Genomic DNA, 12,482 nt, shown 5'->3' with positions numbered 1-12,482 from the left:
CAGCCACGCAGACGAAAAACCTTAAATGCCCCGCGCGCGCGATTGCGATTGCCGATTGCCAGCCGATCCAGCGGAACCCGGACAGGGCACGCCGACCACGTCAGGTCATCCCCGTTCGCCCCCGGTCCCGGCCTGCCACACGGCGGAAACCTCCGCGCGGATGATCCGCGCGAGCGTCACGCAATCCTCCAGCGAAAAGGTCAGCGGCAACCGCATGTCGAGCAGCCCCGCGAGGATGCGGTCGCTTTGCGGCATCGGCTCCGGCGCGGCATAGTTCCAGTGGCAGTACCGGGAGGTGAAGGCCACGGGCTCGGGCACACCAAACCATTTCAACTCGACCCCGCGCGCGGCACACCGGTCAAGCACCTCGCGCACCCCTGGCTCGGGCCAGTCGAGCAGCAGCGCCTGGAAGGAGGATCCGACGAAAGCCTCCTCCGTGGGCCGATCGACAAGGGTCAGGCCGGGCGTGTTGCGCAGCCCCTCCTCCACCACCCTGTAGCGGGCCGTCCAGGCCGCGCATTGCGCGGGCAGGATCGCGAGCTGCGGCCGCAGGATCGCCGCGCGCAGGTTGTCCATGCGCCCGGAAATGTTCGGCACCTCCAGCTTCAGCCGCTCGAACACCTCCGGGGCCGGGGCCGCGCCGTGGCGTTCATAGAGCATGTAGCTGCCCGACAGCAGGATGGAGCGGGCGGCAATCTCCTCGTCATCGGTGACCAGTAGCCCGCCTTCGCCGGAGTTCATGTGCTTGTAGGTCTGTGTCGAATAGCAGGCGACCGCGCCATGGCGGCCCGACGGCACACCGCGCCATTGTGCGCCCATCGTATGGGCGCAATCCTCCACGACGATCAGGCCATTGGCGTCACAGATCTCCATCAAACGGTCCATGTCACCGACATGGCCCCGCATGTGGCTGAGAAGGAGCACCGACGCCTCCCCCGCCTTCGCGGCAAGGTCGTCGAGGTCGATCGTCAACTGCTCTGTCACCTCGACGAAACGCGGCACCGCGCCGAGCGCGGCAATGGCCCCGGGCACGGGCGCGAGCGTGAAGGCATTGGTCAGAACGGTATCGCCCGGCCGTACACCAACCGCGCGCAGGGCAGTCGCAATCGCATAGCCCCCCGACGCCACCGCAAGGCAATAACGTGCCCCGGTGAAGGCCGCGAACTCCTGCTCCAGGAGCGCGACCTCTCCAACCTCTCCCGGCGCCACGTTGTAGCGGTGCAACCGGCCATGGCCGAGGACGTCCAGCGCGGCATCGATACCGGCCTGCGGGATGGGTTCCTGCTGCGTGAAGTTCCCGGTGAAAACGTCTGTGCGATCTGTGCTCATGGCAAAGATTTGGCGCTGACCGGCGGGAAGGTCAATGCGCGGCTTCGGGTCCGGTATTGCGATGCCGGGTCGCGGTGGCCGCGCGGGGTGCCAGCCGCATGTGGCGCGGGACAAACCTGTCCGGGCACACCCCGCACCCGCTCTTTCCGCAAAGGCACACCGGTCCGGCGGCGAGAATGGCGCTGGCAGCATACAAGTTGCCCGCGCCCGGCGGCGACGGTCACGCGCCGTCAGACACTGCCTGCACGCGCCCGTTTCGCAATGATATGGGTCAGCAGGATCAGGACGAGCCAGACCACGAGGACAAGGGGCCGTCCAGCCGCCGCCAGTGGCACCGTCAGCGCGCCGATCCCGATATTGATGGCTTCCTGGATTTCGAACCCGCTGCTCAGCATCGTCGGAAGGCTGAAGATCAAGCCCCCCACCGCGCCGGCCAGCAGCGTTGCGAGGGTTCCGCCGATGACCGACAGGACCCAGCCCGGCACCCCGCCACGCCCGAAGAGCGCGGCCAGCAGCCACCCTACGATGGCACCGCCAAACGCCTGCGATATCACCTGCGTGGTTGCAAAACCGGTGAGCCCCTCCGCCGCGCCAGGATCGGTCGGGCGTTCCTCCAGCAGAAACGTGAAGACAAAAGCCGCCGCGATGATGGCCATCATCAGCGCCACGACGGTCCGCGGCGTCCTGCCACTCGATTCGGCTGTACTCATGTCCGGTCTCCAATTCCCGCTTCCCATGGGCGCCAATCTGACCGGGATTGCCGCCCATGGGAAGGCCCTGATCAGCCTGCTCCGGCGGTTGTCCCGTTGCGCAACTGGCGGGCGCGCAGATGGGTTGGCACGATCAGCACCAGCCAGAGCGGCAGGAGCCACGGCGTTTCCACCATGTTGCCGAAGACGAAGAGCGGACCGAACAAGGTGCCATAAACCGGCAGCACGAAGGTCCCGCCAATGGCACCGCCGAGCAGACTTGCGAGCGTCCATCCGAGCAGCGACCACAGCCAGCCCACGGCGTCCGCCCGACCGAAAAGCGGGGCACAGAGCGTCCCCGCCAGCAGCGCACCGATCCAGGCCGAACCGGTCATCCAGATCAATGCCGTGGTCGTGTCGCCGTCGACCTCTCCGAGTCCGGCGAAGCCATTCCAGACCATGACCAGCCCATAGATCGCCCCGGTCGCCGCCACGGCCAGCCCGGTCGCCCAGCGTTGCCCCCTGGTCAGTCGCCCTGCCGTGCTCATGCGCTGCCCCTCCTGTCGTTGCGCCGATGGTGACAATTGCGCTCCCTTGCGTCAATCGCGGGCATGGGGAGTTGGTTTCACCGTGTCGCGCACTGGCCGTGTCCGGGTGGCCATCAACGGTCGCCCGGCGGCTCCGATGCGCCGGCTGTCAATCGTGCCGTGGCCGCCCTCCCGCACTTGCACCCCTTCCCGATATGGTGCATCCCCGTCGGCGGCCCCGCCCCCCAGGCTCGGGCGGAATGGCAGGATTTGAGGACGACGATCATGGCAGCAACCCAGGCAGACCCGAACATCAAGCCCACCGAGGAAATCTCGGTCCGCGATGTCTTCGGCATAGACACCGACATGGTTGTAAAGGGCTTCGCCGAGCCGACGGACCGCGTGCCGGAGATCGACTCCACCTACAAGTTCGACCCCGACACCACGCTGGCGATCCTCGCGGGTTTCAGCCACAACCGGCGCGTCATGGTGCAGGGCTATCACGGCACCGGCAAGTCGACCCATATCGAACAGGTTGCCGCCCGGCTGAACTGGCCTGCCGCACGGGTGAACCTCGACAGCCACATCTCCCGGATCGACCTGATCGGCAAGGACGCGATCAAGCTGCGCGACGGCAAGCAGGTGACAGAGTTCCACGAGGGCATTCTGCCATGGGCCCTGCGCAACCCGGTTGCCATCGTCTTCGACGAGTATGATGCCGGCCGCGCCGACGTGATGTTCGTGATCCAGCGGGTGCTGGAGCATGACGGCAAGCTGACCTTGCTGGACCAGAACGAGATCATCACTCCGCATCCCTGTTTCCGCCTGTTCGCGACGGCGAATACCGTGGGCCTGGGCGATACGACGGGCCTCTACCACGGCACCCAGCAGATCAACCAGGCACAGATGGACCGCTGGTCACTGGTCGCGACGCTGAACTATCTCAGCCACGATGCGGAGACGGCGATCGTGCTCTCCAAGGCCCCGACCTACAATACCGAGAAGGGTCGCAAGACCGTCTCCCAGATGGTCACGGTGGCGGATCTGTCCCGCACGGCCTTCATGAACGGTGAGTTGTCGACGGTGATGTCGCCGCGGACGGTGATCAACTGGGCGCAGAATGCGCTGATTTTCCGGTCGGTGGGCTATGCCTTCCGGCTGACGTTCCTCAACAAGTGCGACGAGCTCGAACGCCAGACCGTGGCCGAGTTCTACCAGCGCTGCTTTGACGAGGAACTGCCAGAGAGCGCCGTGTCCACCGCGCTGGTGTGATGCACCTCGGCCTGATCGGCGGCATCGGCCCCGCGGCTACGCTGACCTATTATGCCCGCCTCGTGGAACGGTTCCGGGCGGCTGGACTGCCGCTAGAACTGACGATCGTGCATGCCGATGTCGGCGCGCTCGTGGACAATGCCCTTGCCGACCGTCGCCACGAACAGGCCGAGATCTTCGCCCGCCACATCCGGCAATTGCAGGGAGCGGGCGCGGAGCTTGCCTCCATCACATCCATCGGCGCCCATTTCTGTTTTGCGGAAACCGAGGCGCTGTCGCCCCTTCCCCTGTTGAACGCGGTCACGCCGATCGACACCCATTGCGCGGAAGTCGGGATCAACCGCATCGGCCTGCTCGGGACGGAGGCGGTGATGGCCAGCCGGCTCTACAGACAGCTTCACCAAACGCAGGCCGTGGTGCCGGACGGGGATCTCCGCGACTGGGCCCGGGCCTATGTCGACATGGCCAGGGCCGGCACCTGCTCCGACACCCTGCGGAAACGCTTCTTCGCGGCTGGCAGGGAGATGGTGGAGCAGCAGGGGGCGGAAGCCGTCTTGCTGGCCGGGACCGATCTCGGCCTTGCCTTCGACGGCCACGATCCCGGCTACCCTGTGATCGACGCCCTCGACATCCATGTGGCGGCCTTGCTGGCGGCAGCCATCCCCGCCTGAGCGGATCTCGCACGCTTCGTCGTCCGCGCATGCCTGCGCCTGCCCGAAGTTGCAGGTTTCGGGAGGGTTTCGCTACGCTTTCAATGACGTTACACGCCGTATTTCACCCACGACACGGAATGTGAAGTTTTCACATTGCACAGTTGATCGGCGGCATTTTCGCGCTAATGATTAACTTATGGTCAGTTTGAAAACATTCTTTGTCACGCTGTCTCTTTCCCTTCTCCCCGCCACGGCGCCTGCGGAGCCTGCCACGACGCATCCGATGCTGGACACGTTCGCAGGTTGCGCCGGGCGCCTCTCCGCGCTCATGCAGCATCAATGGCTGTTTGCGGATCCTGCCGCCCGCGAGACAGAGGCGCGGCGGGCCGACATGGTCGCGCTTCTGGACGCGGTCATGCCAGTGCGCGTCGGCCGCGAGGTCCTCAGTCGCCGCACCGCCGCCCGCAGCGCCCATACCGCGCTGCTGACCCGCGCCGCGTTCAACGAGGATACGGCAGATGCCGCCTGGGCGCGCCGACGGGCAGAGGCAGAGATCCAGCTTTGCTACGACCTCGTCCTGCGCTGACAACGGCCCCGATACGATGATCCGTGTTCGGGGAAGGCGCCCGAGCAAATCACGGGAGCCCGTCCGCCGGGCACCATGATTGCGCGGTCGAAACCACCGGCCCGCCAACCTGCGCAACCCTGCTTCGCCCGAAGGGCGCCACGCCCAACGGGAGGCGGCCCCGCATGGGGCCAACGACGGGCGGGAGCCCTACCCCGCCAGCGGCAGCGCGGTCGTGGACTTGATCTCTTCCATCGACAGCAGCGCGGTCACATTGTGAATGCGCACTTCCTGGATCAACGCCTGGTAGAACACGTCATAGGCGCGCGCGTTCGAAACCTGCACTTTCAGGATATAGTCGATGTCGCCGGCAAGCCGATGCGCCTCCAGCACTTCGGGCCGGGACCGCAGCGCGTGCAGGAACTTTTCCTGCCACTCAGCCTCGTGCTCGCTGGTGCGGATCAGAACGAAGAAACAGGCCTCCAGCCCGAGCGCTTCCGCATCCAGCAACACCGTGGTCTGCTTGATGATTCCCCCTTCGCGCATCTTCTTGACACGATTCCAAACCGGCGTCTTCGAAGAGCCCACTTTCCGGGCAATCTCGTCGAGCGACTGGCCCGCGTCACGTTGCAACTCCGCAAGGATTTTCCGGTCGATCGCATCCAGCCGGACTGACATTTCGGTTTTCTCCAGAAAGGCGGAACACCTGCCCCGCAGATTGATCTTGATGGAACATCATCCCTATTTCCGCCCGATGTCTAGCGGAAAACCGGGAAAATTTCCTATATTGCACTGCAGAAACCAGTCCCGGAGTTCGCCCGATGCAGCACTTCCCGATCTTCCTCGACACCGCCGGGCGTCGGATTGCGCTCGCGGGTGGCGGTGAAGCGGCGCTGGCGAAACTGCGGCTGCTGCTGAAAACGCAGGCCGAGTTGCATGTCTACACCGAGACCCCGGCCGCCGAGATCCGCACTTGGGCCAGCGAGGGCCGGTTGCACCTGCACACCCGCACGCTTTGCGCCGACGACCTGCGCGATGCGGTTCTGGTCTACGGCGCCACAGAGGATGCCGCGGAGGACGCGCGCGTGGCCACCCTCGCCCGAGCGCGCGGCGTCCTTGTCAATATCGTCGACAACCTGGAGCGCAGCGCCTTCATCACGCCCGCCATCGTCGATCGGGACCCGGTGACCGTGGCTATCGGCACCGAAGGCGCCGCGCCGGTCCTCGCCCGCACCATCAAGCGCGACCTCGAGGAGCGCCTTCCCGCCTCGCTCGGCCTGCTGGCCCGTCTTGGCAAGGCATTCCGGAGCAAGGCCGACGCCCTGCCCATGGGCCGGGTGCGCCGTGACTTCTGGTCCGCGTTCTACTTCGGATCTGGTCCGAAGGCGGCACCGGCCGGAGACGCTGCTGTGAACGCCGCGCTGGACGCCGAGCTTGCGCTGCACCTCGCCGCCGACGACCGCCCCGGCCACGTGCATTTCGTGGGCGCGGGCCCCGGCGACCCGGACCTGCTGACGCTCAAGGCCCGCAAGGCGCTGGACGAGGCGGACGTGGTGATCCACGACCGGCTGGTGCCGCAACCAATCCTGGAACTGGCCCGCCGCGAGGCCATACTGCTGGCCGTTGGAAAGGAAGGCTTCGGGCCCTCGACCCCGCAGACCGACATCGATGCCCTGCTGGTCGAACACGGTCTGGCCGGCGCACAGGTCGTGCGTCTGAAATCCGGCGATGCCGCCATCTTCGGACGGTTGGACGAGGAGCTTGCCGCCGTCGAGGCCGCAGGCATCGGCTGCACCATCGTCCCCGGCATCACCGCCGCCTCGGCCGCCGCCGCACAGATCGGGCAGTCGCTGACCGCGCGCGGCCGCAATTCCGAACTGCGCATCGTGACCGGCCACGACGTCACCGGATTCGCCGATCAGGACTGGGCCGCGCTGGCCCGCCCCGGCGCCGTTGCTGCCGTCTACATGGGCAAGCGCGCCAGCCGCTTCCTGCAAGGCCGCCTGCTCATGCACGGCGCCGATGGCGACACCCCGGTGACCATCGTGGAGAACGCCTCCCGACCCGAGAGCCGGATCATCCCCAGCAGGCTCTCCTCCCTGGCCGAGGACATGACGCGCGAGGCCACCCGGGGCCCTGCCGTCATGCTCCTCGGTCTCTCGCCCCGCGACGTGCCCGCCACGCTTTCCCATCCCGACACCCAGCTGAAGGAACACGCCTGATGCCCCGCGCCTTTTCCCCGAAGATCGTCACCGCCAACGCCCTGCTCGAGGGCGATGTCGTCTACCTGACCGAGGATGACCGCTGGTCCCGTCACATGGGCGAAGCCGAGTTCATCGAGGACGAGGCCCATGCCGCCATCCGCCTGCTGACTGCCGAACAGCAGGGCGGGACCGTCGTCGGGGCCTACCTGGCCGATGCCAAGGCCGGGCCCGACGGCCCGGAGCCGGTGCATTTCCGGGAGAGCTTCCGCGCCCGCGGCCCGTCCAACTACCGACACGGCAAGCAGGCCGACTTCGCGTAGGTCCACACGACCAGAACATGCAGCCCGCATAGACACTCCAGAGCGACGGATCAGCCATGTACCGCTACGACGACTTCGACACCGCCTTCCTTGCCGAGCGCAACGCCCAGTTCCGCGCCCAGGTGGAGCGCCGCATCGCCGGCAACCTGACCGAGGACGAGTTCAAGCCGCTGCGCCTCATGAACGGGCTCTACCTGCAACTGCACGCCTACATGCTGCGCGTCGCCATCCCCTATGGTTCGCTGGACAGCCGCAAGATGCGCAAGCTGGCGGACCTGGCGGATCGTTGGGACAAGGGCTACGGCCATTTCACCACCCGGCAGAACATCCAGTACAACTGGCCGAAGCTGAAGGATGTGCCGGACATGCTGGACGCGCTGGCGGAGGTCGGCATGCACGCGATCCAGACCTCCGGCAACACGATCCGCAACGTGACCTCGGACCATTTCGCCGGCGCGAGCGCCGACGAGATCGCCGACCCGCGCCCCTATGCCGAGCTCATCCGCCAATGGTCCACCGACCATCCGGAATTCCAGTTCCTGCCGCGCAAGTTCAAGATCGCCATCACCGGCGCCCCGAACGACCGCGCCGTGGTGAAGGCCCACGACATCGGCCTGCGCATGGTGGAGAAGGACGGCAAACCCGGCTTCGAAGTGATCGTCGGCGGCGGCCTCGGCCGGACACCGATGGTCGGCCAGGTGATCCGCGAGTTCGTGCCGGTGACTGACCTGCTGCCCTACCTCGAAGCCATCGTGCACGTCTACAACCGGCATGGCCGCCGGGACAACAAGTACAAGGCGCGCATCAAGATCACGGTGCACGAGAACGGGCTCGACACGATCCGCGCGGAGGTGGAGGAAGCCTTCCTGCGCACCCGCGGGGAGTTCACCGGCGTCGACGAACGTGTCATGGCCCGGATCGACAGCCAGTTCGTGACCCCCGACTTCGTCGATGGTGGCGCGGAGGCCTACGATATCGCCCGGGCCGACCCGGTCTTCCGCTCCTGGGCGGATACCAACCTGTCGGAGCACAAGCACCCGGACTATGCCATCGTCACGATCTCGCTGAAGGCGCATGGCAAGACGCCGGGCGACGCCACCGCCGAGCAGATGCGGGTGATGGCCGACCTGGCAGAGACCTACGGACATGACGAGTTGCGCATCTCCCACCAGCAGAACGTAATCCTGCCGCATGTCCGCAAGGGGCACCTTGCGCAGGTTCATGCGGAGCTGATGAAGGCCGGCCTGGGCACGGCCAATATCGGGCTTGCCTCCGACATCATCGCCTGCCCCGGCATGGATTACTGCGCGCTGGCCACCGCCCGCGCCATCCCCGTCGCCCAACAGATTGCCGAGCGTGTCGAGGCCCTGCGCATCGAGCACGAAGTCGGCCCGTTGCAGATCAAGATCTCGGGCTGCATCAACGCCTGCGGCCATCACCATGTCGGCCATATCGGGATCCTCGGCCTCGACCGGGGCGGCGTGGAGACCTACCAGATCACGCTCGGGGGCGACGCCACCGAAACTGCCGAAATCGGCCAGCGCACCGGCCCCGGCTTCTCCTACGAGGAGATCGTGCCGGCCATCGAGCGCCTGATGCTGGCCTATCTGGAGCACCGCGCAGACGAGAACGAGACCTTCCTGGAGGCCTATCGCCGTCTCGGCGCCGCGCCGTTTAAGGAAGCGCTGTATGGACCGGAGAAAACCAGACATGCCGCATGATGTCATCCCCAGCGTTCCGGCCGACCGCGCCCAGACCCTGGCGGCCGAGCTTGACGGACTTCAGGGCACCGAGCTTCTTGGCGCCGCGCTTTCCAACGAGGTGATCGGGCAGACCGCGATGGTCTCCTCCTTCGGGGCGGATTCCATTGTGCTCCTGCACCAGCTGGCACAGGTGGCGCCCGCCACGCCTGTCCTGTTCATCGACACGCAGATGCTCTTCCCCGAGACGCTGGACTACCAACGCGAGGTGGCCGAAACGCTCGGCCTGACCGGCATCCGGGTGATCCGTGCACGGGCGATGCATCTGGCGGTCGAGGACCCGGCCAATGCGCTGCACCTGCGCGACATCGACGCCTGCTGCGACCTGCGCAAGACCCGCCCGCTGGCGGAGGCGCTGAAACCCTTCGACAGCTGGATCACCGGCCGCAAACGGTTCCAGAACGGCGCCCGCGCCGGCCTGCCGCTGGTCGAGGAACGCGATGGAAAGCTGAAGCTGAACCCGTTGGCGGGCTGGTCTTCCGGTCAGATCGCCGACTACATCCGCGCCCACAAGCTGCCGCGCCACCCGCTGGTGGCCAAGGGCTACCCCTCCATCGGCTGCGCGCCCTGCACCTCGCCCGTGGCCGAGGGCGAGGATCCGCGCTCCGGACGCTGGCGGGGTCAGGACAAGGAAGAATGCGGCATTCACTTCGTGGACGGCAAGATGGTGCGCACCGGCCCCGGCGCCACCTCCGATGCCGCCTGAGATGCGGCCCGAGACAAGGACGACAGACATGACAGTGATCGTGACCGACACGGGCTTTGCACCCGACGATTTCGACGGGACATTCGCCGCCCTCGACACCCTGCCGGAGGCCACAGCCTCGGCGCTGGACCTGCCGGCGGATGCCGACGCCAGGGCCCTCGACGGCAAGCTGGCCGGGGTCGAGATCATCCGTATCGACTTTCCCAGCTTTGCCGACGGGCGGGGTTTTTCCGTCGCGCGGGCGCTGCGGCGGCAGGGCTATACCGGCCGTCTGCGGGCGCGCGGACACGTGCTGGCGGACCAGTACGCCATGGCCCGCCGCTCCGGCTTCGACGAGGTTGAGATCGACGAAACGCTGGCCGAACGGCAACCAGAGGCCGACTGGCTGGCCCGCGCCGACTGGCAATCCCACGACTATCGGTCGCGGCTGGCGGGCTGATACACCCCTTCCCAGAAATCCACATCTCGCTTACAGGACAAGGACGGGGCCTTCCGGGCTCCGCACGCATGACATGACCGAGCATAAACCCGTGACCGACGCAAAACCGATCAAGGCCGTTCCCACCCTGCCCGACGCGCAGACCGTGACCTTCGTGAAGCACTGGACCGACCGGCTGTTCCATTTCCGCTGCACGCGGCCGCAAACGCTGCGGTTCCGCTCCGGCGAGTTTGTCATGATCGGCCTGATGGGCGACCCCGACCCGAAGACGGGCCGGCAGAAACCAATCCTGCGGGCCTATTCCATCGCCTCTCCCAACTGGGACGAGGAGCTGGAGTTCTACTCGATCAAGGTGCCGGACGGACCGCTGACCTCGAAACTGCAAAAGATCGAAGTGGGCGATCAGATCATCCTGCGCCCCAAGCCCGTCGGCACGCTGGTGCATGACGCGCTGTTGCCGGGCAAGCGGCTGTGGTTCTTCGCCACCGGCACTGGGTTCGCGCCCTTCGCCTCGCTGCTGCGCGAACCGCAGACCTACGAGGATTACGACGAGATCATCATCACCCATACCTGCCGCGAAGTGGGCGAGCTGGCCTATGGCGCGGAGTTGATCGACAGCATCCGCAAGGACGAGCTTCTGGCCGAACTCATGGGCGAGGGGTTCCACAAGAAGCTGCGCTATTATCCGACCACCACCCGCGAGGAGAGCCCCAAGATGGGCCGCATCACCGACCTGATGCGCTCCGGCGAAGTGTTCGCGGATCTTGGCATCGAGCCGCTCAAGCCGGAGACCGACCGTGCCATGGTCTGCGGCAACCTTGCCTTCAACCTCGAACTGAAGGACATGCTGGAAGAATACGGCCTGCGCGAGGGCGCCAATTCCGAGCCGAAGGAATACGTGGTCGAGAAAGCCTTCGTGGACTGACGGAACCGGGTTTCACTGGATAAGGCCGCGCCCCGTGGGGTGCGGCTTTTTTTGGCGCCTCCGTGCGAAACGCCCCCTCAGCCAAGGCGACCCCGAATGCGGGCGCCGCGATGATTGCCACGGGGCAAACCTCGGGTGTGCCGCGCGTCTGTTGTTCAGGGCATTTTCCAAGGCAAAGCACTGCACACCCGCGCGACAATCCCTGCCGCGCGGATCAGGCCGACGCTCCGCGGATCTGATCGCGGACATTGTCCGGCAATCTCGGCACCACAACGGGGCATGCCCGGTCGCCACACCACATGCACAAGCCCCCCACTTTCGCCTCAGGACCGACTGGTCTGGCGGACAGGCTCCGGTTTCGGCCCTGTCAATCAGTTCGAGGATTCGGTTGTGGTGGTCTCCGTCTCGCCGGCGGCCTCCGTCTCTGTGGTGGCTGTGCCGGTATCCGCTGCCGCATCCGCGGCCGGTTGCTCGGTCGTTGTGGCGGCCTCCTCCGAGCCCGATCCGGAGAAAAACATAAAGCCGCCCACCACGATCAAGAGGAGCACGACGATCAAGACAATTCTGTTCATCCTACAATTCCTTTCTGACACCGCCTGAAACCGGCGGTCCGGAACAAGTGTACCATGGACCTCGCGTTCGACCGCAGGACAGATCGGGCGAGGCGGATTTCGGCGGGGGAATGCCGACGCGCGCCCCATCGGGTCAGATCTGTGGCGATCCCCGGTCGGCCGATCAGACCGGGCGGCGACCTGGCCATCGCGACTTGCGCCTGTTGCTGCAAATGCCCGCACCGGGAGATGGGATGCACTTCAACCGCTCTCGATGAGATTGACGGAGTCGCAACGTTGGCACCGGCTCACCCACGCAAGCCGGACGTGTGCGCCCCCCAAATCTCATCAACCTGCCGGGGCCAAGCCGGGCGGGTTTCCCACGATCCCACCACGGGGAGTTGGATACGCTCGGGGTCGCCACCCCAACGCGCGAGAAGCATCTCCACCGGGGTCAGCGCACACCGAAATGCCGGGCGTCAGTTCCCACCCGCAAGGTCATGCTTGCCCCGGCCCAGCCAAACCATGCGAATGGAAGGAAC

Annotated in this window: 14 protein-coding genes; 9 read left to right on the top strand and 5 right to left on the bottom strand. The window is 66.2% G+C overall.

Annotation, left to right across the window (positions count from 1 at the left end; all coding sequences use genetic code 11):
* Positions 1-105: 105 nt before the first annotated feature.
* The 3 genes from CLV78_RS02785 to CLV78_RS02775 all read right to left on the bottom strand — a co-directional run bounded on the left by CLV78_RS02785 (position 106) and on the right by CLV78_RS02775 (position 2,566).
* Positions 106-1,329, bottom strand: coding sequence for a DegT/DnrJ/EryC1/StrS family aminotransferase (locus tag CLV78_RS02785; protein WP_106203739.1), 1,224 nt, complete (start codon positions 1,327-1,329; stop codon positions 106-108).
* A gap of 230 nt (positions 1,330-1,559) precedes the next feature.
* A complete protein-coding gene (locus CLV78_RS02780; RefSeq protein WP_106203228.1) occupies positions 1,560-2,039 on the bottom strand; it encodes a hypothetical protein in 480 nt (159 codons plus the stop codon).
* Positions 2,040-2,110: 71 nt separating this feature from the next.
* Positions 2,111-2,566, bottom strand: coding sequence for a hypothetical protein (locus CLV78_RS02775; protein WP_106203227.1), 456 nt, complete (start codon positions 2,564-2,566; stop codon positions 2,111-2,113).
* A gap of 264 nt (positions 2,567-2,830) precedes the next feature.
* Here CLV78_RS02775 and cobS point away from each other — a divergent pair, with 264 nt between their 5' ends.
* The 3 genes from cobS (at position 2,831) to CLV78_RS02760 (ending at position 5,056) form a co-directional block, all read left to right on the top strand.
* Positions 2,831-3,817 carry a cobaltochelatase subunit CobS gene (gene cobS / locus CLV78_RS02770; RefSeq protein WP_106203226.1) on the top strand — a complete coding sequence of 329 codons (987 nt, stop codon included), beginning with the start codon at positions 2,831-2,833 and terminating at the stop codon, positions 3,815-3,817.
* A complete protein-coding gene (locus tag CLV78_RS02765; protein ID WP_106203225.1) occupies positions 3,817-4,488 on the top strand; it encodes an aspartate/glutamate racemase family protein in 672 nt (223 codons plus the stop codon). Before cobS ends, CLV78_RS02765 begins: the two co-directional genes overlap by 1 nt.
* A 265-nt stretch (positions 4,489-4,753) precedes the next feature.
* On the top strand, positions 4,754-5,056 hold the full coding sequence (locus tag CLV78_RS02760; protein ID WP_146136623.1) for a hypothetical protein: 303 nt from the start codon (positions 4,754-4,756) through the stop codon (positions 5,054-5,056).
* A gap of 189 nt (positions 5,057-5,245) precedes the next feature.
* On the opposite strand, the gene CLV78_RS02755 is transcribed toward CLV78_RS02760, so the two are convergent.
* Complete coding sequence (locus CLV78_RS02755; protein WP_106203223.1) at positions 5,246-5,713, bottom strand: Lrp/AsnC family transcriptional regulator; 468 nt, start codon at positions 5,711-5,713, stop codon at positions 5,246-5,248.
* A 143-nt stretch (positions 5,714-5,856) separates the two neighbouring features.
* Between CLV78_RS02755 and cysG the strand changes: the two genes are divergently transcribed.
* From cysG to CLV78_RS02725, 6 genes are all read left to right on the top strand, one after another.
* Positions 5,857-7,257: a siroheme synthase CysG gene (gene cysG, locus CLV78_RS02750; protein WP_106203222.1), complete on the top strand. Its 1,401-nt coding sequence runs from the start codon at positions 5,857-5,859 to the stop codon at positions 7,255-7,257.
* Complete coding sequence (locus tag CLV78_RS02745; RefSeq protein ID WP_106203221.1) at positions 7,257-7,559, top strand: DUF2849 domain-containing protein; 303 nt, start codon at positions 7,257-7,259, stop codon at positions 7,557-7,559. The genes cysG and CLV78_RS02745 overlap by 1 nt, the downstream gene beginning before the upstream one ends.
* 56 nt (positions 7,560-7,615) lie before the next feature.
* Complete coding sequence (locus CLV78_RS02740) at positions 7,616-9,280, top strand: nitrite/sulfite reductase (RefSeq protein WP_106203220.1); 1,665 nt, start codon at positions 7,616-7,618, stop codon at positions 9,278-9,280.
* Positions 9,270-10,025 carry a phosphoadenylyl-sulfate reductase gene (locus tag CLV78_RS02735; RefSeq protein WP_106203219.1) on the top strand — a complete coding sequence of 252 codons (756 nt, stop codon included), beginning with the start codon at positions 9,270-9,272 and terminating at the stop codon, positions 10,023-10,025. Before CLV78_RS02740 ends, CLV78_RS02735 begins: the two co-directional genes overlap by 11 nt.
* Before the next feature lie 28 nt (positions 10,026-10,053).
* Entirely contained in the window at positions 10,054-10,464 is a 411-nt protein-coding gene (locus CLV78_RS02730; RefSeq protein ID WP_106203218.1) for a DUF934 domain-containing protein, read from the top strand.
* Between the two features lie 73 nt (positions 10,465-10,537).
* Positions 10,538-11,389 (top strand): ferredoxin--NADP reductase, encoded by an 852-nt coding sequence (locus tag CLV78_RS02725; RefSeq protein WP_106203217.1) that lies wholly within the window; start codon positions 10,538-10,540, stop codon positions 11,387-11,389.
* A gap of 371 nt (positions 11,390-11,760) precedes the next feature.
* Here CLV78_RS02725 and CLV78_RS02720 read toward each other — a convergent pair whose 3' ends face one another.
* Positions 11,761-11,961: a hypothetical protein gene (locus CLV78_RS02720; protein WP_106203216.1), complete on the bottom strand. Its 201-nt coding sequence runs from the start codon at positions 11,959-11,961 to the stop codon at positions 11,761-11,763.
* Positions 11,962-12,482 lie beyond the last annotated feature (521 nt).

Origin of the sequence: Aliiruegeria haliotis, from assembly GCF_003003255.1 — a bacterium.
GTDB lineage: Bacteria > Pseudomonadota > Alphaproteobacteria > Rhodobacterales > Rhodobacteraceae > Tropicimonas > Tropicimonas haliotis.
The sequence above is the reverse complement of the archived record's forward strand: the minus strand, read 5'-3'. Positions and strand labels throughout refer to the sequence as shown.